The sequence below is a fragment of the Serinicoccus shuyuelongi genome (assembly GCF_045032955.1).
GTDB lineage: Bacteria > Actinomycetota > Actinomycetes > Actinomycetales > Dermatophilaceae > Ornithinicoccus.
This window is the reverse complement of sequence record NZ_JBJFZU010000005.1, coordinates 195,165-216,592: the sequence shown is the minus strand read 5'-3', so window position 1 is coordinate 216,592 and position 21,428 is coordinate 195,165. Positions and strand designations below refer to the sequence as shown.

Annotated in this window: 17 protein-coding genes; 8 read left to right on the top strand and 9 right to left on the bottom strand. The window is 71.9% G+C overall.

Annotated elements, in window-relative coordinates; genetic code table 11:
• Positions 1 to 6 precede the first annotated feature (6 nt).
• Together ACI3EY_RS08770 and clpX are read left to right on the top strand one after the other, a co-directional pair.
• Complete coding sequence (locus tag ACI3EY_RS08770; protein ID WP_405036075.1) at positions 7 to 672, top strand: ATP-dependent Clp protease proteolytic subunit; 666 nt, start codon at positions 7 to 9, stop codon at positions 670 to 672.
• Between the two features lie 212 nt (positions 673 to 884).
• Positions 885 to 2,162 carry an ATP-dependent Clp protease ATP-binding subunit ClpX gene (gene clpX / locus ACI3EY_RS08765; RefSeq protein WP_405036076.1) on the top strand — a complete coding sequence of 426 codons (1,278 nt, stop codon included), beginning with the start codon at positions 885 to 887 and terminating at the stop codon, positions 2,160 to 2,162.
• 20 nt (positions 2,163 to 2,182) lie between these two features.
• Here clpX and ACI3EY_RS08760 read toward each other — a convergent pair whose 3' ends face one another.
• Genes ACI3EY_RS08760 through valS form a run of 6 tightly spaced genes read right to left on the bottom strand, consistent with a single transcriptional unit; the run spans position 2,183 to position 9,115 of the window.
• On the bottom strand, positions 2,183 to 2,749 hold the full coding sequence (locus ACI3EY_RS08760; protein WP_405040155.1) for a hypothetical protein: 567 nt from the start codon (positions 2,747 to 2,749) through the stop codon (positions 2,183 to 2,185).
• Position 2,750: 1 nt separating this feature from the next.
• Positions 2,751 to 4,115: a DUF58 domain-containing protein gene (locus ACI3EY_RS08755; RefSeq protein ID WP_405040154.1), complete on the bottom strand. Its 1,365-nt coding sequence runs from the start codon at positions 4,113 to 4,115 to the stop codon at positions 2,751 to 2,753.
• 4 nt (positions 4,116 to 4,119) lie between these two features.
• Positions 4,120 to 5,130 (bottom strand): AAA family ATPase, encoded by a 1,011-nt coding sequence (locus ACI3EY_RS08750; protein WP_405036079.1) that lies wholly within the window; start codon positions 5,128 to 5,130, stop codon positions 4,120 to 4,122.
• The gene (locus ACI3EY_RS08745) at positions 5,127 to 5,642 is read right to left on the bottom strand and encodes a hypothetical protein (protein WP_405040153.1); all 516 of its coding nucleotides are present in this window, start codon (positions 5,640 to 5,642) and stop codon (positions 5,127 to 5,129) included. The genes ACI3EY_RS08750 and ACI3EY_RS08745 overlap by 4 nt, the downstream gene beginning before the upstream one ends.
• Positions 5,639 to 6,373, bottom strand: coding sequence for a DUF4129 domain-containing protein (locus tag ACI3EY_RS08740; RefSeq protein WP_405040152.1), 735 nt, complete (start codon positions 6,371 to 6,373; stop codon positions 5,639 to 5,641). The genes ACI3EY_RS08745 and ACI3EY_RS08740 overlap by 4 nt, the downstream gene beginning before the upstream one ends.
• Before the next feature lie 9 nt (positions 6,374 to 6,382).
• On the bottom strand, positions 6,383 to 9,115 hold the full coding sequence (gene valS / locus ACI3EY_RS08735) for a valine--tRNA ligase (RefSeq protein WP_405040151.1): 2,733 nt from the start codon (positions 9,113 to 9,115) through the stop codon (positions 6,383 to 6,385).
• 221 nt (positions 9,116 to 9,336) lie between these two features.
• Between valS and ACI3EY_RS08730 the strand changes: the two genes are divergently transcribed.
• Complete coding sequence (locus tag ACI3EY_RS08730; RefSeq protein ID WP_405036083.1) at positions 9,337 to 10,953, top strand: alanine/glycine:cation symporter family protein; 1,617 nt, start codon at positions 9,337 to 9,339, stop codon at positions 10,951 to 10,953.
• A 74-nt stretch (positions 10,954 to 11,027) separates the two neighbouring features.
• Positions 11,028 to 11,909 carry a class I SAM-dependent methyltransferase gene (locus ACI3EY_RS08725; protein WP_405040150.1) on the top strand — a complete coding sequence of 294 codons (882 nt, stop codon included), beginning with the start codon at positions 11,028 to 11,030 and terminating at the stop codon, positions 11,907 to 11,909.
• Here ACI3EY_RS08725 and ACI3EY_RS08720 read toward each other — a convergent pair.
• Complete coding sequence (locus tag ACI3EY_RS08720) at positions 11,900 to 13,294, bottom strand: YcaO-like family protein (RefSeq protein WP_405040149.1); 1,395 nt, start codon at positions 13,292 to 13,294, stop codon at positions 11,900 to 11,902. The two genes, ACI3EY_RS08725 and ACI3EY_RS08720, sit on opposite strands and share 10 nt — an antisense overlap.
• A 469-nt stretch (positions 13,295 to 13,763) precedes the next feature.
• Here ACI3EY_RS08720 and ileS point away from each other — a divergent pair, with 469 nt between their 5' ends.
• On the top strand, positions 13,764 to 17,132 hold the full coding sequence (gene ileS, locus ACI3EY_RS08715) for an isoleucine--tRNA ligase (protein WP_405036086.1): 3,369 nt from the start codon (positions 13,764 to 13,766) through the stop codon (positions 17,130 to 17,132).
• Entirely contained in the window at positions 17,129 to 18,574 is a 1,446-nt protein-coding gene (locus ACI3EY_RS08710) for a bifunctional folylpolyglutamate synthase/dihydrofolate synthase (protein WP_405036087.1), read from the top strand. Before ileS ends, ACI3EY_RS08710 begins: the two co-directional genes overlap by 4 nt.
• A gap of 61 nt (positions 18,575 to 18,635) precedes the next feature.
• Here ACI3EY_RS08710 and ACI3EY_RS08705 read toward each other — a convergent pair whose 3' ends face one another.
• Both ACI3EY_RS08705 and ACI3EY_RS08700 read right to left on the bottom strand, forming a co-directional pair.
• Positions 18,636 to 19,421, bottom strand: coding sequence for a DUF305 domain-containing protein (locus tag ACI3EY_RS08705; RefSeq protein ID WP_405036088.1), 786 nt, complete (start codon positions 19,419 to 19,421; stop codon positions 18,636 to 18,638).
• Entirely contained in the window at positions 19,418 to 20,050 is a 633-nt protein-coding gene (locus ACI3EY_RS08700) for a DUF3105 domain-containing protein (RefSeq protein WP_405036089.1), read from the bottom strand. Before ACI3EY_RS08700 ends, ACI3EY_RS08705 begins: the two co-directional genes overlap by 4 nt.
• A gap of 117 nt (positions 20,051 to 20,167) precedes the next feature.
• Between ACI3EY_RS08700 and ACI3EY_RS08695 the strand changes: the two genes are divergently transcribed.
• Complete coding sequence (locus ACI3EY_RS08695) at positions 20,168 to 20,539, top strand: DUF4233 domain-containing protein (RefSeq protein ID WP_405040148.1); 372 nt, start codon at positions 20,168 to 20,170, stop codon at positions 20,537 to 20,539.
• A 3-nt stretch (positions 20,540 to 20,542) separates the two neighbouring features.
• Complete coding sequence (locus ACI3EY_RS08690) at positions 20,543 to 21,373, top strand: undecaprenyl-diphosphate phosphatase (protein WP_405036091.1); 831 nt, start codon at positions 20,543 to 20,545, stop codon at positions 21,371 to 21,373.
• The last annotated feature ends 55 nt before the right edge of the window (positions 21,374 to 21,428 follow it).

Here is a 21,428-nt window from a genome sequence, read left to right as displayed (position 1 = left end):
ACTGACATGACGCACCTTCACGACCACCGCGCCGCCGGTCGGCTCGACGCACCGGCCCCCAGCAGCCGGTACATCCTTCCGCAGTTCGAGGAGCGCACCTCCTACGGCACCAAGCGCCAGGACCCCTACACCAAGCTCTTCGAGGACCGCATCATCTTCCTCGGCGTGCAGGTGGACGACGCCTCGGCGGACGACATCATCGCCCAGCTCCTCGTGCTCGAGAGCCAGGACCCGGACCGGGACATCCTGATGTACATCAACTCGCCCGGTGGCAGCTTCACCGCGCTGACCGCGATCTACGACACCATGCAGTACATCAAGCCGGACGTGCAGACCTTCGTCATCGGCCAGGCGGCCTCGGCCGCCGCGGTGCTGCTGGCGGCCGGTGCCCGGGGCAAGCGGTTCGCGCTGCCCAACGCCCGGGTGCTGATCCACCAGCCGGCCCTCATGGGCGGCGACTACGGGCAGGCCTCGGACATCGAGATCCAGGCCAACGAGGTGCTGCGGATGCGCACCTGGCTCGAGGAGACCTGGGCGCTGCACTCCGGTCGCAGCGTGGAGCAGGTCCAGAAAGACATCGAGCGGGACAAGATCCTCACCGCGTCCGAGGCCAAGGACTACGGCCTGGTCGACGAGGTCCTCGGCTCGCGCAAGGCCTCGCTGGACGACTGAGACGCAGCACCGGTGCACGCACGGATGACGGGTCCCCCGGGGCCCGTCATCCGTGTGTCCGGGGCGTTGCGCTGTCAGCGGACGCGCGGCCCAACACGCGGGCATACCCGTGAAAACCCTGTCCGGCGACCGCCGGGCAAGGTAGCGTCGGCGGGACAGGGTGAGCCGTGGCTCGCCCCGACCGCCCGACCGGAGTGAGGAAGGACGACCAGGTGGCACGCATGGGTGAGAGCAGTGAGCTGCTGAAGTGCTCGTTCTGCGGCAAGAGCCAGAAGCAGGTCAAGAAGTTGATCGCCGGCCCGGGCGTCTACATCTGCGACGAGTGCATCGACCTCTGCAACGAGATCATCGAGGAGGAGCTCGCGGAGTCGACCGACCTCGGTCTGGGCCAGCTGCCCAAGCCGCGGGAGATCTTCGACTTCCTGCAGCAGTACGTCGTCGGTCAGGACCCCGCCAAGCGGGCCCTCGCGGTCGCGGTCTACAACCACTACAAGCGGATCCAGGCGGGGGAGAGCAGCAAGGGCGGCGACGACGCCGTCGACATCTCCAAGTCGAACATCCTGCTCATCGGCCCCACCGGGTGCGGCAAGACCTACCTGGCCCAGACCCTGGCCCGGATGCTCAACGTCCCGTTCGCCATCGCGGACGCGACCGCGCTCACCGAGGCGGGGTACGTCGGTGAGGACGTCGAGAACATCCTGCTCAAGCTGATCCAGGCCGCGGACTTCGACGTGAAGAAGGCCGAGACCGGCATCATCTACATCGACGAGATCGACAAGATCGCCCGCAAGAGCGAGAACCCCTCGATCACCCGTGACGTCTCCGGCGAGGGCGTGCAGCAGGCTTTGCTGAAGATCCTGGAGGGGACGGTGGCGAGCGTGCCCCCGCAGGGCGGGCGCAAGCACCCGCACCAGGAGTTCATCCAGATCGACACCGGCAACGTGCTCTTCATCGTGGGCGGGGCCTTCGCCGGCATGGAGAAGCTCATCGAGGCACGCTCCGGCAAGCAGGGCCTGGGCTTCGGCGCCGAGCTCAAGGCGGCCAAGGACGCCGGGGAGCACTTCGGCGACGTGCTGCCGGAGGACCTGATGAAGTTCGGGCTGATCCCCGAGTTCATCGGCCGCCTGCCGGTCATCACCACCGTGACGCCGCTGGACCGGGACGCGTTGGTCAACATCCTCACCCAGCCCCGCAACGCCCTGGTGAAGCAGTACCAGAAGATGTTCGAGATCGACGGCGTCGAGCTGGAGTTCGAGGACCCCGCGCTGGAGGCCATCGCCGACCAGGCGCTGCTGCGCGGCACCGGCGCACGAGGGCTGCGCGCCATCCTCGAGGAGGTGCTGCTGCCGGTGATGTTCGACGTCCCCTCCGACGAGGAGATCGCCAAGGTCGTCATCACCCGCGAGGTGGTGCTGGAGAACGTCAACCCGACGATCGTCCGCCGCGAGGTGGCCCCGCGCAAGGGACAGCAGCGCAAGGAGAGCGCCTGAGGCTCGGCCGGCGCCGAGGCTCAGCCCCTCGGCCCTCTCGGACCCGCGGGTGCCTGCCGCTCCCGTAGCCGGACGAACGCGACCAGCGCTGCCGCGATCAGGGCCAGGCCCACCAGCCCGGGAACCACGTCGGGCCCGGTGCCGGCCCCGCCCACCAGGGCGCCGGCAGCCGCCCACACCACCGTGGTGGCCGCCCCGACGAGCAGCACCCGCTGCCCGGTGAGGACCACGACGGCGCGGGGCAGGCTGGCCTGCGGGGGGACCGAGGCCGCCAGCGCCGCGGACGCGTGCACCAGCAGCAGGCCCCAGGCCGCCGGCAGCAGGGCCCAGTGCCAGGTGCTCTCCGTCCCGGCCCACCAGCAGCCGATGGACCACACCACGAATAAGGCCGGCATCGCCCCGTTGGGCTGGTAGACGACGAGGGCCCCGAGCACCAGCACCCCCACCCAGGCGACCGGTCCGGCCGCACCGGCCAGCATCAGGGACAGCGCGACGAGGCCGGCCCCGGCCAGGGCCGCCAACCGGAGGCGGGTATGGCTCGGGGTCGCCGAGCGCAGGTTCAGCCAGCGCTCGCGCAGCTCGCCCATCTCAGACCCCCGCCCTACGCCCGCGGTGCGCCAGCTCGCGGAGCACGACGTCGAGGCTGCCCGGCCCCAGCCACGGCACCACCGCGACGCCCTGGGCCTGGACGGCGCGGATCTCGCGGTCCCGTTCGAGCATCCGGATCCGCCAGGCGGTGCGCGCCAGCGGGTCGTTGTCGGCGCTCGGCACGGCGCCCTCGGGACCGTCCGCCAGCGCGTCGATCACCACCACGGAGATCCCCCTGGCGGCCAGCATCGCGGCCTGGGTGAGGGCGTCCGGGGAGACCAGGGCGGAGATCATCACCACCAGGGTGCCCTCGTGGACGCCCAGGTGGACCCTGACCGGGTCGGTCCGGTCGTCCACCGAGGGCACCACCCGGCTCAGGGTGTCCAGGATGCGTACCCCGTGCCGCTTGCCGGTCCCGACCGGGACGGTCAGCGGGGTGCGTGCGGACAGCACCCGCAGCCCCACCCGGTCGCCCTGCTGCAGGAAGTGCTCGGAGACGGCGGCGGCCGCCCGCACCGACCGGTCCAGCGAGCTGACCGCGCCGCCCACGCCCTCGGAGCGGCCCAGGTCGTAGTGGGCGTCCACCAGGACCGCCACGTGGGTGTCCTGGTCGGCGTAGCTGGAGGTCACGTGCAGCTCACCGGTCCGGCTGGAGCGGGGCCAGTGGATACGGCGCAGCCGGTCCCCGACCTGGAACGGCCGGATGGAGGCGAACTCCGAGCCCTCCCCGGGTCGGGCCGACCGGTGCATCCCGACCAGGCCGCGTGGGTGCGGTGCCGGGGCGGAGGAGTCGAAGGCGGACGGCTGGGGGAGCACCCGCAGCCCCTGGGCGTCCAGCGAGACCGGCCCCCACCGGTAGCAGCCCCAGGCGCTGCTGGCACTCACCTGCAGGGGACCGATCCGTCGCACCCCCCAGCGGGTGACGCGGAAGCCCACCAGCAGCCGGCGGCGCCCCTCGACCAGCGGCCCCTCGGCGTCCGCGACCGCGGCCGTGCGCTGGGTGAGGAGGCCGTCGCTGTCCCGGGCCTGCCGGGCGCGCTCGGACAGCACCGCCTCGACGTACGGGGCGGGGCTCAGCGCGGCGGACATCACCTCCGCGCCCGGGACCGGCTCCAGGTCGGCGACGGCCAACGCCTGCTCACCCTCGCGCACCTGGGCGTGCGACAGGGCGAAGCGTCGGTCCGGGCGGGCCGTGGGCCGGGTGACGACCCCCCAGACCAGCACCACGGCCAACGGGGTGGCCAGCACCAGCAGGTCCGGCCGGCGGAAGAGCAGCGCCACCGGGGCGACCACCAGCACCGTCACCAGGCAGCGCAGCAGCGCGTGCGTGGGTCTCCAGGCGTCCAGGCGCTCCGCGGTGGCCACCGGCTCAGCCCTGCTCGTCGTCCACCGTGGAGGCACCGGTGCGTGCCCCGGGCACGGGGACCTGCCCGAGCACGGCGCTCACCACCGAGGCGCCCCCGGTGTCGGACATCCACAGCTCGGGCTTGATCGAGATGCGGTGGTCGAGCACCGCGTGCGCCACCGCCTTGACGTCCTCGGGGGTGAGGTAGTCGCGGCCGTGCACGACGGCATACGCCCGGGCGGTGAGCATGAGCGCCAGCGAGCCGCGCGGGGACGCCCCGACCAGCACCGCCCGGTGGCGCCGGGTGGCGGCGGCCAGCTCGACGCAGTAGCGGGAGATGTCGTCCTCGACCGGGACCGTCTCCACCGCGGTCTGCATCCGGGCCAGGCCCTCGGCGTCGGTGACCGCCTCCAGGTGCTGGTCCTCCTGACGACGCCCGACCCGGCGCCGCAGCACGTCCCACTCCTCCTCGGGCGAGGGGTAGCCGAAGGTGACCCGCATCAGGAACCGGTCCAGCTGGGCCTCCGGCAGCGGGTAGGTGCCCTCGTACTCCACCGGGTTGGCGGTGGCGAGCACGTGGAAGGGCTGCGGCAGGCTGAACGTCTGGCCCTCCACGGTGACCTGGTGCTCCTGCATGGCCTCGAGCAGCGCGGACTGGGTCTTGGGTGGGGTCCGGTTGATCTCGTCGGCCAGCAGCAGGCCGGTGAACAGCGGACCGGGGCGGAACGCGAACTCCGAGGTGCGCTGGTCGAAGACGAAGGAGCCGGTCAGGTCGGAGGGCAGCAGGTCGGGGGTGAACTGGGCCCGGGTGAACTCCAGCCCCAGGGTCTGCGCGAACGAGCGCGCGGCCAGCGTCTTGCCGAGCCCGGGGTAGTCCTCCAGGAGCACGTGACCCCGGGCGAGCACCGCGGTGAGGACCAGGGTGAGCGCATCACGCTTGCCGACCACGGCCTGCTCGACCCGGTCGAGCACCTCGCCGGCCTGCCGTGAGACGTCAGCCACGGTCAGCGGTGCGGGCGTATCGGTGTCGTTCACAGTCTCTCGACTCCTTCGATGGCGGTATGCAGGGCGCTCTTGCTGCGTCGGCGGGTGTCGGTGGGTGGGGTGTCCAGGTAGCGCCGGAGTGCGGGGTCGAGGACCGTGCGGGCCAGCTCCGGCTGGGTGTCCAGGTCGATGTCGTGGCGGGCCCGGAGGCGCTCGGCGGTCAGCTCGCGGATCACCGGGTAGATCTCGTCGGCCCGGTCGTCGCGCTCCAGGGCGTCGCGCAGGTCCCTGCGCAGCCGGACCAGCCGGTAGTCCAGGGCCGAGGGCGGGACCGCGTCCTGGCGCGGGGTGGAGACCCAGTACGCCTGGTCGACCTCCTCCCCGGTCCGGGCCAGCACCCACAGGGTCAGGGTGGCCACGGTGCCGCCGAGCAGCACCACCAGCACCGCTTCCGGGAGGCTGTGCGCCAGCGAGCCGATGTAGTAGAGCGCGCCGCCCACGACCAGGGTGACGAGCCCGGCCGGCAGCAGGCTGCGGCGCAGCGTGCCCCGCCCGCGCCTCACGACCTGGCCTGCTCGTCGTCGGCCTGCTCGTCGTCGGCGAGCTCGTCACGCTCGTCCAGCACCTGGGCGCGCAGGTCCTCGTGGATGCGGCGCAGGGCCTCGACGGCCCGGTCCCGCTCCTGCTCGCTCACCGGGTGCCGGGAGAATCGGGCCTCACGGTAGGCGGCGGACAGGGTGGCGATGGCGCTCTCGTCGACCTGCCAGCGGCCCAGCACCCGAGAGGTGAGCTCGGCGGCGGTCTCGGTGGGGTCGCGGCGCAGCCCGGAGTGCTGCACCGCCTCCTCCAGCGCGACCCAGCAGGCGACGACCGCGTTGCGCGGGTCGGACTCGGTGAGGGCGCGGTAGCGCACCTCCTCGCCGGTGGCCTCGAGCAGCGCGGTCAGCTCCTCGTCGTCCTGCAGGGGGAGCGGGTCCTGGCCCCGGTGCTGCCGGTTGGCCAGCATCTTGAGGACGATCAGCACAGCGGTGACGACGAGCAGCACGAAGCCGATGAGCACCCAGTCGACGACCTGCCCCACTTCTTGCGGAGGCTCCTCGACGCCCTCGGCGGTCGGGGCGGCGGTCTGCGCCGCCGGCTCCAACGGGGGCAGCGTGACGGGCGGCGGGGCCCAGGTGCCCTGGGGGGCGTTGACCAGGGGTGCCCCGGTGCTGGAGCCCCAGACCAGCAGCAACGTCGCGGCCAGGGCGGCGACGACCGCCACCACGACGGTCGACGTCACACCCCTGCGCATCACCCCACCCTAGGTCGGCTCCTCGCTGACCAGGACGACGTCGCGCACCTCCAGCGCGTCGGCCTCGACCAGGTCGAGCTCGCCGGTGACCTTGCCGGCGGCCTTGAGGTCGCGCATCGCTGCGCGGACCCGATCCAGCTCCAGCGAGGTCCCGGCCACGGTGCCCGTCGAGATCTCGGTGCGCATCTTGACCTTGGCCTCGGACTTGGCGCGGCGCAGACCGGCCAGGGCCTGGCCGACGGTGCCCAGCAGCTCGGCGTCGGCGTCGGTGTCGCCGGCCCCGCCCAGGGCGGGGGTCAGCTCCTCCACCGTCGGCCAGGGCTGCACGTGCACCGAGCTGCCCTCGTGGTGCCACCAGGACCAGACCTCCTCGGTGGCGAAGGACAGCACCGGGGCGAGCAGCCGTAGCTGCACCCCCAGGGCCAGCCGCAGCGCGGCACGCGCCGAGAGGGTGGACGGGTCCACGTCGTCGCCGGTCGCGCCCCCGGAGGCGAGGTCGCCACCGTAGGCGCGCTCCTTGACCAGCTCGAGGTAGTCGTCGCAGAACGCCCAGAAGAACGACTCGGTGGCGTCCAGCGCCGCCGAGTAGTCCCAGGCCTCGTAGGACCGGGTCGCCCGGTCCACCACCGCAGCCAGGCCGGCGAGCATCGCCCGGTCCAGCGGCTCGGTGACCAGCTCGGCCTCGGTGCCGCCCTCGGGCAGCTCGCCGAAGCTCAGCGCGAACTTGCTCGCGTTGAGCAGCTTGATCGCCAGCCGGCGGCCGACCTTGATCTGGCCCGGGTCGTCGACGGTGTCCACACCGGGGCGCGCGGCGGCCGCCCAGTAGCGGACCGCGTCGGTGCCGTGCTGCTCCAGCATCCCCTGCGGGGTGGTGGCGTTGCCCTTGGACTTGGACATCTTCTTGCGGTCCGGGTCCAGGATCCAGCCGTTGAGGTAGGCGTGGTGCCACGGCACGGTGCCGTGCTCGTGGTGGGCGCGGACGACGGTCGCGAACAGCCAGGTGCGGATGATGTCGTGCCCCTGCGGGCGCATGTCCATCGGGAAGACCGCGGCGAAGAGCTCCGGGTCGTTGCCGAGCTCACCCGTCGGGCGCTCGGCCACCGGCCAGCCGCCCGCGATGTGCGGGGACAGCGAGCTGGTCGCCCAGGTGTCCATGATGTCGGTGTCGGCGGTGAACCCGCCGGGCACGTCGCGCTGGTCCTCGGTGTAGCCCTCGGGCACGTCGCTGACCGGGTCCACCGGGAGCTGCGCCTCCGCGGGCACCAGGACCCGGTCGTGGTCGGGCTCACCGTGCTCGTCGAGGCCGTACCAGACCGGGAAGGGCACCCCGAAGAAGCGCTGCCGGCTGATCAGCCAGTCCCCGTTCAGGCCCTCCACCCAGTTGCGGTAGCGGGAGCGCATGAACGCCGGGTGGAAGTCGATGTCCTCGCCGCGGCCGACCAGCTCCTCACGCAGCTGGGCGTCCTTGCCGCCGTTGCGGATGAACCACTGCCGGCTGGTGACGATCTCCAGCGGCTTCTCGCCGTTCTCGTAGAAGTTGGCTTTGCGCTGGGTGGGGGCGGGCTCGCCGTCCAGGTCCCCGGACTCGCGCAGCGCGGCCACCACCGCCTCGCGGGCGCTGAACGTGGTCTTCCCGGCCAGCTTCTCGGCGTAGAGCTCGGCGCCCGGGCCACCGGCCAGCCACTCCGGGGTGTCCGCGTGCAGCCGGCCAGAGCGGCCGACCACGGAGCGGGTCGGCAGGTCCAGCTCGCGCCACCACTGGACGTCGGTCATGTCGCCGAAGGTGCAGCACATCGCGATGCCGGCGCCCTTGTCCACCTCCGCGGCGGGGTGCGCGAGCACCGGGACCGGGACCCCGAACAGCGGCGAGGTGACGGTGCTGCCGAAGAGGTCGGCATACCGCTCGTCGTCGGGGTGCGCGATCAGCGCCACCACGGCCGGGATCAGCTCGGGTCGGGTCGTCTCGATGTGCACCGGTCCGCCGGACGCGTCGTCACCCCTGCGGTGGAAGGCCACCCGGTGGTAGGCGCCGGGGTAGTCGCGCGCCTCCAGCTCGGCCTGCGCCACCGCGGTCTGGAAGGTGATGTCCCACAGCCCGGGCGCCTCCGCCTGGTAGGCCTCCCCGCGGGCCAGGTTGCGCAGGAACGCCTGCTGCGCCACCGCCCGGGAGCGGTCCTCGATGGTGCGGTACTGCACGCCCCAGTCCAGGGACAGGCCGAGCCGGCGGAAGGTGTCCTCGAAGGTCTTCTCGTCCAGCACGGTGAGCTCCTCGCAGAGCTCGATGAAGTTGGCGCGTCCGATCGGCTTCTGGTCGGCGGCCTTGGTGCTCTTGCCGCCACCGCGCTGCGGCGGCTCGAAGTCGGGGTCGTACGGCAGGGTGGCGTCGCCGCGGACGCCGTAGTAGTTCTGCACCCTGCGCTCGGTCGGCAGCCCGTTGTCGTCCCAGCCGATCGGGTAGAAGACGTGCTTGCCCCGCATCCGCTGGTAGCGGGCCAGGCAGTCGGCCTGGGTGTAGCCGAAGACGTGGCCCAGGTGCAGCGCCCCCGAGGCCGTCGGGGGAGGCGTGTCGATCGAGAAGATCTGGTCACGGGTGGTCCCCGGAGCCAGCGCGGACTCCCGGTCGAAGGCGTAGACGTCCGAGTCCTTCCAGACCGTGACCCAGGTGTCCTCGAGCCCGTCGACGGTGGGGCGGTCGGGGAGCTCGGCCGGGCGTGGGGGATCGAGGCGACGTGGTGCAGTCATGCCGGTCATTGTCCCAGACCGCCGGAGCGCCACCGGTGCCGGTGAACGGGCGGGGACTCAACGAAGGATCACCGCGACGGTGTTCCCCGATCGGGTCACGTTTTGGTCACGATCAAGGTATGTCGTTGACCGGCTCCTCGATGTGGCAAACAGTGTGACGCATGTTGACGTCACCCGTGCCACTTCCTATGACAACCGTCACCGATGATCCAGCCTGGCTGGTGTCCATCGAGAACGCGGTCGACAGCTCCTTCACCAACCTCACCGTGTGGTTCGACGCGGTGCTCTTCTGGTCGCCGAGCTTCTTCCCGATGCCCTGGATCGTGGCCTGGCTGCTGGTCGGCGCGATCGTCATCACCGTCTACCTCGGCTTCCCGCAGGCTCGCGGGCTCGGGCTCGCGACCAAGGTGGTCCGCGGCAAGTTCTCCTCGGACGACGACCCCGGCGAGATCCCGCACTATCAGGCGCTGACCTCGGCCGTCTCCGGCACCGTCGGCCTGGGCAACATCGCCGGTGTGGGTGCCGCGGTGGTCATGGGTGGTCCGGGTGCGACGTTCTGGATGATCATCGCGGGTCTGCTGGGCATGGCGACCAAGTTCGCCGAGTGCACCCTGGGTGTGAAGTACCGGGAGATCCGGGCTGACGGCACCGTCTCCGGTGGCCCGTTCAAGTACCTCCCGGTGGCGTTCAGCCGGTTCCCGAAGTTCATCTCCGTCGGCCTCACCGGCATGTTCGCCGTCGCCATCCTGCTGTTCGGCGTGGCCGGCGGCAACATGTTCCAGTCCAACCAGACCTACGCCCAGCTGGTGTCGGTCACCGGCGGCGAGGAGTCCCCGTTCGCCGTGCTCGGCTGGCAGTTCGGGATCGGCCTCATCATCGCCGCCCTCATCGGTGCCGTCATCATCGGCGGGATGAAGTCGATCGGCCGGGTCACCTCGACCCTGGTGCCGTTCATGGGTGGCATCTACGTGCTGGCCTGCCTCTTCGTCATCCTCACCAACATCGGTCAGGTCCCCGGCGCCGTCGTCGACATCGTGGGTGGCGCGTTCAACCCGGAGAGCGTGGCCGGCGGTGTGCTCGGTGCGCTGATCGTGGGTCTGCAGCGCTCGGCCTTCTCCAACGAGGCCGGCCTGGGCTCCGCGCCCATCGCGCACTCGGTGGTCAAGACCCGTCGCCCCGTCTCCGAGGGCTTCGTCGCGCTCTTCGAGCCGCTCATCGACACGGTCCTCATCTGCACCATGACGGCCCTGACCATCGTCATCGCCGACACCCCCTTCTTCAACGAGTCGCGGACGGCGTACTTCGAGGACGAGGTCTCCGCCGACGGTGTGGTCCTCACCTCGGACGCCTTCGAGTCCTCGATCAGCTGGTTCCCGTACATCCTGGCGCTGGCGGTGACGCTGTTCGCGATCTCGACGCTGATCACCTGGTCCTACTACGGGCAGCGGGCCTGGGCGTACCTCTTCAACGACAGCAAGACCTCGGTCGCGATCTACCGCGGCGTCTTCCTGATCTTCACGGTCATGGGCTGCGTGGTGTCCTTCGGTCAGCTGATCGACTTCACCAACGTCATCCTCTTCCTCTGCGCCTTCGTGAACCTGCTCGGTGTCTACTTCCTGCTCCCGGTCATCAAGCGGGAGATGAAGGAGTACTGGGCCGACTACCGCTCGGGCAAGCTCTACGACCTGGGCAACCTGGACCACGAGAAGGAGCACGCGGTGGAAGACCTGGCCGACGAGAACCAGGTCGTCGACGCCACCGGGCGCAACCGCCTCGCGGACCCGGACGACGACGGCTTCGGCTCGGGCGGGGCCACCGTGCCGCGCGACCGCCGCTGACGGCATACCGCTGAGACGACGGGCCGGGAGCGGGATGCTCCCGGCCCTTCGTCGTGCTCCGGAAGGACGACTGCATGAGCCAGGAGGACCCGATCGCACGGCAGGCCGCCGAGGCGCTCTGGCTGGCGGCGGCGCTGGCCCGGCCGGCCCCCGCCCCGTGGACCGACGAGCCCGGCGCCGAGGCGCTGCACCGGCTCCGGGAGGTGGCGCGACGGCGCTGGGGCCGAGCCGACGGCGACAGCGCTGCCGATGCCCCTCGGCAGCGGTCGGTGCGTCGTGAGCTGGCTGAGGCGTCCGCGCTCGTCCTCGGGGACCCGGCACGGGTCGATGCCGAGGACTCCTTGGAGACCGGACTCGCGTCGGGGCAGGAGCTGCTGTCGGCGCTGGAGGTCCTCGCCAGCGAGGACGCGGGGCTGCTCCACCTGCTGGACGGCGACTTCCGGATGCTGGACGTGGGCACCGGCGTGGCCGGCGTGGCGAGCGCCGTCGCCCGGGCCCGGCCCGGCGCCCGGGTGCACGGGATCGACGTGGACGGCACGGTCCTCGCCCTGGCCCGGCACGTCGTGGCCAGCCGTGGCTGCGCGGACCAGGTCGAGCTGGAAGAGGGGAACGTCGTCGACCTCGAGCCGGAGCAGGGCTACGACCTGGTCTGGCTGTCGCTGCCGATGCTGTCCCAGGACGAGGCGGCCGCCGCGGTCGGGTCGGTCGCCGCAACGCTTCGCCCCGGAGGCCGCGTGGTCGTCGCCGCCCTCGCGGACCCCCGCCCCGGCGAGACGAGCGACGACATCCTCACCCTGGCGCGGGACTGGCGGTTGAGCGCACGCGGCCGCTGCCGGTGGACCGCCGCCCAGATCCTCGCGGCGGTGGGTGCGGCGGGTCTGCGCCCGTACGCCCGCCTGGATCAGGACGGGGCCGGGGCGACCCTGCTGAGCGTGGGGCCGGACCCTCAGACCTGAACGCGCTCCCGCAGTCGGCGGGCCCGGGCGCCGGGACGGGGAGCGTGCCCGACGAGCACCTGGTGGAACGACTCGAGGCCGGGCACGTGCACCTGCCCCACGGTGGTGCCGGAGCCGAAGGTGTGCAGCGGCACCCAGCCGACCCGGTGCCCGGCGTCCTCGAGCCGGCGCACCACCGCGGCCACCTGGTCCGGCACCGACAGGGGCTGGTCGCAGGCCGCCCTCTCCGGCACCGGCTCCACCCGTTCGGGCGGTGACAGGTCGCCGAGCCGGAGGGTCGCGCACCGCAGCAGCGCGGGCTGGCTGACGAAGCGGTCCTGCACGGCCTGGTGCTGGACCGACTGCTCCCGCGCGAGGCGCAGGTAGTGGGGACCGGGCCCCGTGGGCCGGGTCGCGCCGGAAGCCTGGGTGCCCCCGGGGTCCTGGACGGCCCGGCGCAGCAGGTGCCCCTGGACGATCTCGGTGAGTGCCCGCTCCACCGCGACGCGGGGGTCCAGGGACGCCCCCGACCCGTAGACCGGGGTCGCGGTCCCGGTCCCGGCCAGGCACAGCACGGTGGGGATCCCGAGGTCGGTGGTGATGTCCAGCACCGCGATCGGGGACCCCAGGGCCTCCTCCGCCGAGGCCAGGCATGCCGCCAGCTCGTGGTCCTCCTCCGGGACGGTGAGCCGGGGCGGTACCGGCCCGCCGCCGAGGACGTGCAGCAGCAGGAACAGCGAGAGGGCGTCCCGCTCCACGGCCTCGTTCAGCCCGTGCAGGATCGCCTCGTCCGCGGTCGCTCCGATCGCGCTGCCGCTGTTGCTGGCGTAGGCCGCGACGGCGCGGTAGTCCGTGTCGTCGCCCGTCCGTCGGCGCAGCAGGTCCACTTCCGGGGTGTCGTCCAGCAGCCAGGGTGCGCTGCGGAAGACCGGCGCCGGGAAGTCCTCCCCGGGCCCCAGCGCGGTGGCCCGCAGGGTGGTGAGCCGGGCGGTGTCCGGCAGCAGGCCCACCCACTCCTCGCCCGCCCAGGCCCCGGTCAGCTCCGGGTCACCGCGCAGGGTGGTGGTGACCGGGAGTCCCTCCGCCCAGGACGGTCCGGTGACCGCGTGCTCGAGCGCCTCGAAGTGCGAACCCACGAGGGCGACGTCCAGCCGGCCCTTGCCTGCCCCCACGCCCAGCTCGACCTCGGTGCCGCCGCCGTCGCGCAGGATGCACTGGGCGGTGCTCGGCCCGTCCCGCTCGGCCCACCGGGCGCTGCTCGTCCAGCCCAGGTCGTCCAGGTCCCCGTGGATCCGGGCCCAGGCCTGCTCCCCGGAGAGCTCGCGCTCGCCCCGCCCGCCCCACAGGAAAGGACGGCCGGGGAGCGTGAGCTCCCCGGCCGTCCTTCGCCATGATGTGAAGGTCACTCGGTGGTGCCCCACGTGGCGACGAGGCTCTCCAGCTCAGCCGGGTCAACCTCGTTCCTGTCGATCGCTGCGGACATGTTGTAGGAGACGCAAGCCATCTTCTCTACCTCCATCCGAGCTCCACCTCGAGTGAAACTCTGTCGTGGTGCGCTCGACGCTACCTACCGTCGCCGGATCGGGCAACCCCCCCCAGGCATTCGTGCTCGTGCGCCCGTCGGCGCAGCGTTAGCATGGGGGCAGGCGTCCGAGCCGTCATCAGCGGCGAGCCTTCCGGAAGAACGGCCCCCGCACCCGGCGGGTGCGCCCACTAGACCCGGACGGGTATGCCCGACACAGCTGAGCAGAGTGGTGCAGCGAGTGCTGCGCAAGCGAGGTGGTACCGCGGTGCCGACCGGGCGCATACCCGGCAGGTGTCGTCCTCGTGGCACGCAGGACGACCACGACGCACCCGAGACCAGGAGCCACTGCCATGGCCTACCCCCTGTCCAGCACCTCCGCCCAGGCGTTGACCTCCTCACCGCGCTTCCCGGAGATCGAGCAGGCCGTGCTGGCCTACTGGGAGGAGCACGGCACCTTCGCCCGGAGCGTCGAGCAGCGGGACGCCGGCGAGAACGGTGCCGGGGAGTACGTCTTCTACGACGGTCCGCCCTTCGCGAACGGCCTGCCGCACTACGGCCACCTGCTCACCGGCTACGTCAAGGACGTCGTGCCGCGGTACCAGACGATGCGCGGGCACCGGGTGGAGCGGCGCTTCGGCTGGGACACCCACGGGCTGCCCGCCGAGCTGGAGGCGATGGACCAGCTGGGGATCAAGACCAAGGAGGAGATCCTCGGGCTGGGGATCGAGGCGTTCAACGCCAAGTGCCGGGAGTCGGTGCTCAAGTACACCTCCGAGTGGGAGGACTACGTCACCCGGCAGGCTCGCTGGGTCGACTTCGGCAACGACTACAAGACGCTGAACGTCGACTACATGGAGTCGGTGCTGTGGGCGTTCAAGAGTCTGTTCGACAAGGGGCTGGTCTACGAGGGCTTCCGGGTGCTGCCCTACTGCTGGAACGACCAGACCCCGCTGTCGAACCACGAGCTGCGGATGGACGACGAGGTCTACCAGGTGCGTCAGGACCCGGCGGTCACCGTCGGTGCGCGGCTGCTGCCGGCCGAGGGCAGCGGTGGCGGCGACGGCGCCGTGTCCGAGCGGGAGGACCTGCTCGCCGGGGCGCTGGCGCTGGTCTGGACGACCACCCCGTGGACCCTGCCGGCGAACCTGGCGATCATGGTCGGCGAGGACATCGAGTACGTCCTCGTGCAGGGCTCGCTGCCCGGGGAGGAGGGCGACGCCACCGAGCCGCAGCGCTACCTGATCGCCCGGGAGCGGCTGGCCTCCTACGCCCGCGAGCTGGGGGAGGAGCCGCAGGTGCTGGGCAGCTGGACCGGCGCCGAGCTGGCGGGACGGGCATACCGTCCGCCGTTCTCGTACTACGAGGGGTGGGAGCGCGCGCACCGGATCGTGGTCGCCGAGTTCGTCACCACCACGGACGGCACCGGGCTGGTGCACACCGCCGGCGCGTTCGGTGAGGACGACAAGGTGGTCACCGACCGGGAGGGGATCGAGCCGGTGATGCCGGTGGGCGCCGACGGTGCCTTCCTCAGCCCGGTGGACGAGTACGCCGGGATGCTGGTCTTCGACGCCAACGCCCCGATCCAGGACCACCTCAAGGCCGCCACCCGCAACCAGACGTCGGCGGGGCGGTCCGAACGCGGGGAGCAGGGCAGCGTCACCGAGGGCACCGTGCTGCTGCGCCGGGAGAGCTACGCGCACTCCTACCCGCACTGCTGGCGGTGCCGGCAGCCGCTGATCTACAAGGCGGTGTCGTCCTGGTTCGTCGAGGTGACGAAGATCAAGGACGACATGCTGCGCACCAACGAGCAGATCACCTGGGTGCCCGAGCACGTCAAGCACGGCCAGTTCGGCCGGTGGCTGGAGAACGCCCGGGACTGGTCGATCTCCCGGAACCGGTTCTGGGGCAGCCCGATCCCGGTCTGGCGCAGCGACGACCCCGCCTACCCTCGGATCGACGTCTACGGCTCGCTGGCCGAGATCGAGGCCGACTTCGGGACGCTGCCGCGGGACCGGGACGGCGACGTCGACCTGCACCGCCCCTTCGTCGACGAGCTGACCCGGCCCAACCCTGACGACCCGCGTCCGGAGGGGGAGCGCTCCACCATGCGGCGGGTCGAGGACGTGCTGGACGTGTGGTTCGACTCCGGCTCGATGAGCTACGCGCAGGTGCACTACCCGTTCGAGAACGAGCAGTGGTTCGACGACCACTTCCCGGCCGACTTCATCGTCGAGTACATCGGGCAGACCCGCGGCTGGTTCTACACGCTGCACATCCTGGCCACCGCCCTCTTCGACCGGCCGGCCTTCTCCACCTGCCTGAGCCACGGCATCGTGCTCGGCAGCGACGGGCAGAAGATGAGCAAGTCGCTGAAGAACTACCCGGACGTGCGGGAGGTCTTCGACCGGGACGGTGCCGACGCGATGCGCTGGTTCCTCATGTCCTCGCCCATCCTGCGCGGCGGCAACCTGGTGGTCACCGAGCAGGGGATCCGGGACGGGGTCCGGCAGACGATGATCCCGCTGTGGAACGCGTGGTACTTCTTCGGTCTCTACGCCAACGCCGCCGGCCACCAGGCCCGCTGGTCGACGTCGTCGACGCACGAGCTGGACCGGTACCTGCTGGCCAAGACCCGGGAGTTCGTCACCACGACCCAGGAGGCCTACGACGGCAACGAGATCGCCGTCGCGGCCGACACCATCCGGGACTTCGTCGACGTGCTCACCAACTGGTACATCCGGCGTTCTCGGGACCGGTTCTGGGCCGAGGACGCAGCCGCCTTCGACACGCTCTACACCGTGCTCGAGGTGACCTGCCGGGTCGCGGCGCCGCTGCTGCCGCTGCTCACCGAGGAGGTATGGCGGGGTCTCACCGGGGGTGAGTCTGTGCACCTGACCGACTGGCCCGAGGCCGACGACCTGCCCGCAGACCCCGAGCTGGTGGCGGCGATGGACACGGTGCGCGAGGTCTGCTCGGCGGCGTTGGCGCTGCGCAAGGCACGGGGCCTGCGGGTGCGGCTGCCGCTGGCCACCCTCACCGTCGCCACCGCGCACCCGCAGGGGCTGGCCGACCTGGCCGACCTGGTGCGCGAGGAGGTCAACGTGCGCGAGGTCCGGGTGCTCGACGTCGCGCAGGCCTCCAGCGCCGACATCGGGGTCGAGCAGCGGCTGGTGGTCAACGCCCGCGCCGCCGGCCCGCGCCTCGGCAAGCAGGTGCAGGCGGCGATCAAGGGGTCCAAGTCGGGGGACTGGTCGGTGGCCGAGGACGGCACCGTCACCTCCGGCGGGCTGGCGCTGGTCGAGGGCGAGTTCACCCTGGAGACCGTGGTCTCCGGCGGGGACGCGGACTCGGGCACCGCGACCTCGATGCTGCGCGGGCACGGCGGCGGCTTCGTGGTCCTGGACACCGAGGTGAGCGAGGACCTGGCCCAGGAGGGCCTGGCGCGCGACCTGGTCCGGGCGGTGCAGGGGGCCCGCAAGGACGCCGGGCTCGACATCGCCGACCGGATCAGCCTCACCGTGGTCGGTGACGACGACGTCTGGGGCGCCGCGATGGCGCACCAGCAGCTGGTGATGAGCGAGACCCTGGCCGTGCAGTTCGGTGCGGCGGGGACCGGGCAGGTCCTCCCGCCGGCGCGGGACGGGGCATACCGGACCGGAGCGACCCTCGACGGTGAGCGCACCGTGGAGCTGATGATCTCGAAGGTGGAGGCACGATGAGCGACGACTTCTTCGAGGGCAACGAGCTGCCGCTGGACCCGGGGCAGGCCGTCCCGGCGACACCGGCCCGCGAGCCCGAGCCCGACCCCGCGCTGCTGGCGCGCTACGCGCAGGTCAGCGAGGAGATCCTGGCGCGCACCCCCGAGCACATGCCGGAGCCGACCCTGCACCGGGTGGCCAGGGTGATGGAGCTGATGGGCGACCCGCAGCGGACGTTCCGGATGGTGCACCTGACCGGCACCAACGGCAAGACGTCGACCGCCAGGATCACCGAGCGCCTGCTGCGCGAGATGGGGCTGCGGACCGGCAGGTTCACCAGCCCGCACCTGCACGACATGCGCGAGCGGGTGAGCATCGACGGTGAGCCGATCTCGATGCGGACGTTCGTCGACATCTACGACGAGGTGCTGCCCTTCGTTGAGATGGTCGACGCCGAGAGCGCCGCCTCGGACGAGCCGTCCCGACAGGTGCGGATGACCTACTTCGAGGTCATCGTCTGCCTCGGGTATGCCGCCTTCGCCGACGCCCCGGTCGAGGTCGCCGTCGTGGAGGTAGGCCTGGGCGGGGTCTGGGACGCCACCTCCGTCGCCGACGGCGACGTCGCCGTGCTCACCCCGATCGCCCTCGACCACACCCGCCTGCTGGGCGAGACGGTGGAGGAGATCGCGGCCGAGAAGTCGGGGATCATCAAGCCCGGCGCGATCGCGGTCGTCGGTGTCCAGGAGCCGGAGGTGATGAGCATCCTGGTGGAGCGGGCCGAGGAGGTCGGCGCGGACCTGCGGGCCGAGGGCACCAACTTCGGGGTGCTGGAGCGGGACGTCGCCGTCGGCGGTCAGCAGGTGTCGGTGCGCGGCCTGGCCGGCGACTACACCGACCTGTTCCTGTCGATCTTCGGCGGGCACCAGGCACACAACGCGGCGATCGCGATCGCCGCGGTGGAGGCCTTCGTCGGGGGCGGTGAGCAGCCACTGAGCGACGAGGTGCTGCGCGCCGCGCTGGCCGACGTGAGCTCCCCGGGACGGCTGGAGATCGTGCGCCGCTCACCGACCGTGCTGGTCGACGCCGCGCACAACCCGGCCGGGGTGGCCGCCCTGGTCGAGGCGCTGCGTGAGTCGTTCACCTTCACCCGGCTGGTGGGGGTGCTCGCGGTGCTGGAGGACAAGGCCGCCGAGGAGATGGTGCAGCAGCTGGAGCAGGTGCTCGACCATGTCGTGGTCACCCGCACCACGTCACCGCGCGCCATCCGCCCGCGCCGGCTGGGTGAGCTGGCCGCGGAGTTCTTCGGCGAGGACCGGGTGAGCGTGGTGGAGGACCTCCCGGACGCCCTCGACGTCGCGGCCGGCCTGGCCGACGACGGCGGGGTCGGCGGGGCGGTGCTGGCCACCGGCTCGGTGACCACGGCCGCCGAGGTACGGGCCCTGGTGGGCATCACCACCACCTGAGTCAGACCCACCGAGCGTCGCTTGTGGTTGCTCTAGACCCGACGCTCGGTCGGGTATGCGATCAGTGGTCGGAGTGGTCCGGCTGGACCGGTACCGCGGGGGAGTCGTCCTGCGCGGCTTCTGCCTCCTGCTCGGCCAACCAGGCGTCGATGTCCTCCCGGGGTTCGGCGTCCCGCTCCACGAGCATGTCCCGCATCAGCGTGACCTCGCCGGTCTGCGCGTCGACCATCCGCTGGGCGGCGGCCAGCACCTCCGGCTGGTCGGCCGTGTCGAGGGCCGCCTCGGCCATCTCGACGCCGGCCAGGTGGTGGGTGGTCATCAGCTCCAGGAAGAGGACCTCGGCCTCTCCGCCGGAGGCGTCGGTCAGCTCCTGGATCTCGGTCGGTGAGGCCATCCCGGGCATGACCACGCCCGCGGGCAGGTCCATGTCCATGTGGTCGTGACCGGCCATCCACTCCATCCGGTCCCCGCCACGGGCCCGCGGCAGGCCCCAGTCCTGCAGCCAGGTGGCCATCATCCCGCGCTCGAAGGCCTGGTTGTTGGTGATGTCGACGGCCAACCGGCGGACGTCCTCGTCCTCGGTGCGCTGCATCACCAGCGTGGACATCTGCACCGCCTGGGCATGGTGCTCGCTCATGTCCCGGGCGAAGCCCGCGTCCGCACCCCCGTCGTCGGGAGCGCGATCGCCGAAGGCGAGCCAGCCGACCAACGCCCCCAGGCAGAGCGCCACGATGGTGACTGCGGCCAGCGCCGGTGCGCCGAAGCTGCGCCACCGGTCCCGGGGCGTCGTGGGCGCCGCGGGTCCGGCGGTCGCGGCGGGCCCTGGGCGCTCAGCAGGCTCGGTCACGAGCGTGCCACGAGGTCCGTCACCGTCCCGCCGGTGCAGGCCGCTCCGGGCTCGGGGGTATCGATGCCCTGCTTGTACTCGCGGATGTAGGCACGCAGCATCCGGTCGTCGGCGGTGTCGAGGCTCATCTGACGGTTCCAGGAGGTGGCGACGACCGGCGACTCCTGGTCGGGGTTCGGGCTGACGAGCATGTAGTCCTGACCGCCCAGGTCCGTGAGGACGTCGATCTGGTCCTGCGGCAGGTCGGGCTGGTAGGTCAGCCAGACGGCGCCGTGCTCCAGGGCGTGCACCGCGTGCTCCTGCGGGATCTCCTCGGGGTAGACGCCGCAGTTCCACCACGCGGGGTGGTGCGGACCGCCCACGCCGGGCGACTGCTCGTACTCGACCGGGTCGCCGGTGTGGTTGGCGGCCTCGGTCTCGTACTCCTCCACCCCGGACAGCTCCACCAGGGCGGGGGAGTCGCGGACCACGGCGAACACGACGGCCCCGACGATGAGGACGATGACCAGCGCGGCCGACCCCCAGATGAGGAGGCCGCGCCGGCGTTCGCGCGCCGCCCCGGCCTTCTGGATCTTGGCGGCCTTGGCCGCCCGGTCGTTCCCGGCCGTGCTGCGGTCAGGTCTGGGCATCTGGGGGCTCCTGCGGGTGACGGTGCGTGATCGGTCGAGGTGAGCGACACCAGGGTATGCGCTGCTGCTGGCGGGTTGCTGAGAAGGCTCCCAGCCGACGTCTGGGAGGATGACCCGGTGACCCCCGGCATCCTCACGCGTCGCCTGTGCGCCACGACCCTGCTGGCCCAGGCGATGTCGGTCTTCTTCGGTGCGCTGGTGGCCTGGCGCCTCGCCGGGATCGAGAGCGACCCGCGCGCGACGGCATACCTGGTGGGGGGCCTGGCGCTGGCGCTGCTGTGCGCGCTGGCCGCCGGGGCGATGCGCAGCCCGCGCGGGGTGGCGCTGGGGTGGCTGGCCCAGGCCCTCACCCTCGCCTCGGCGCTGGTGCTGCCGGCGATGCTGGCGCTGACCCTGATCTTCACCCCCCTGTGGTGGCTGTGCCTGCACCAGGGACGACGCCTGGACCGGTTGACCGCCGAGCGCGCCGCCGCCGCGGAAGGAGACTGACGGATGGACTACTGGACAGCGGTCATCCTCGGGGTGGTGCAGGGGCTCACCGAGTTCCTGCCGATATCCTCCAGCGCCCACGTCTCGATCGTGGGCCGGTTCCTCGGGCAGGACGACCCGGGCGCCGCCTTCACCGCGATCACCCAGCTCGGCACCGAGGCCGCCGTCCTCATCTACTTCCGGCACGACATCGCCCGGATCGTCGCCGCCTGGTGCCGTTCGCTGGTGGGCAGGGTGCCGCGCTCCGACCCGGACGTCCTGCTCGGCTGGTGGGTGATCCTGGGCACCATCCCGATCGGGCTGCTCGGCCTGCTGCTGCAGGACTGGATCGAGACCGACCTGCGCAGCCTCTGGATCACCGCCACCATGCTGCTCGTCTTCGCCTTCGTCATCCTGGCCGCGGAGCGGGTCGGGACCCAGCGCAAGGAGCTGCGCGACCTCACCTGGAAGGACGGCCTGTTCTTCGGGCTGTGGCAGGCGCTGGCGTTGGTGCCCGGCGTCTCCCGCAGCGGCGGCACCATCGCCGGTGGCCTGTTCATGGGCTTCACCCGGGAGGCCGCGGCCCGCTACTCCTTCCTGCTGGCCATCCCGGCGGTGCTCGCCTCGGGCGGCCTGCAGCTGGTCAAGGTGGTCACCGGGGACGCGATCGGCTCCGGCACCGCCTGGGGCGCGATCGGGATCGCGACCGTCATCGCCTTCGCGGTGGGGTATGCCGTCATCGCCTGGTTCATGCGCTACATCACCACGCACACCTTCACGCCGTTCATGATCTACCGGATCGTGCTGGCGCTGGTGCTCTTCGGCCTCCTCGGCTTCGGCGTCATCCAGCCGTAGACCGGTCCGGGACCCGGGCGGCCGGGGTCCGCTCGCGGCCCGGACGGGCACGTAC

Bases quoted from the DNA above. Each gene is read 5' to 3' on its own strand.
- ACI3EY_RS08770 (WP_405036075.1), top strand. From the start codon at position 7: ATGACGCACCTTCACGACCACCGCGCCGCCGGTCGGCTCGACGCACCG.
- ACI3EY_RS08760 (WP_405040155.1), bottom strand. From the start codon at position 2,749: ATGGGCGAGCTGCGCGAGCGCTGGCTGAACCTGCGCTCGGCGACCCCG.
- ACI3EY_RS08740 (WP_405040152.1), bottom strand. From the start codon at position 6,373: ATGCGCAGGGGTGTGACGTCGACCGTCGTGGTGGCGGTCGTCGCCGCC.
- valS (WP_405040151.1), bottom strand. From the start codon at position 9,115: ATGACTGCACCACGTCGCCTCGATCCCCCACGCCCGGCCGAGCTCCCC.
- ACI3EY_RS08725 (WP_405040150.1), top strand. From the start codon at position 11,028: ATGAGCCAGGAGGACCCGATCGCACGGCAGGCCGCCGAGGCGCTCTGG.
- ileS (WP_405036086.1), top strand. From the start codon at position 13,764: ATGGCCTACCCCCTGTCCAGCACCTCCGCCCAGGCGTTGACCTCCTCA.
- ACI3EY_RS08710 (WP_405036087.1), top strand. From the start codon at position 17,129: ATGAGCGACGACTTCTTCGAGGGCAACGAGCTGCCGCTGGACCCGGGG.
- ACI3EY_RS08700 (WP_405036089.1), bottom strand. From the start codon at position 20,050: ATGCCCAGACCTGACCGCAGCACGGCCGGGAACGACCGGGCGGCCAAG.
- ACI3EY_RS08690 (WP_405036091.1), top strand. From the start codon at position 20,543: ATGGACTACTGGACAGCGGTCATCCTCGGGGTGGTGCAGGGGCTCACC.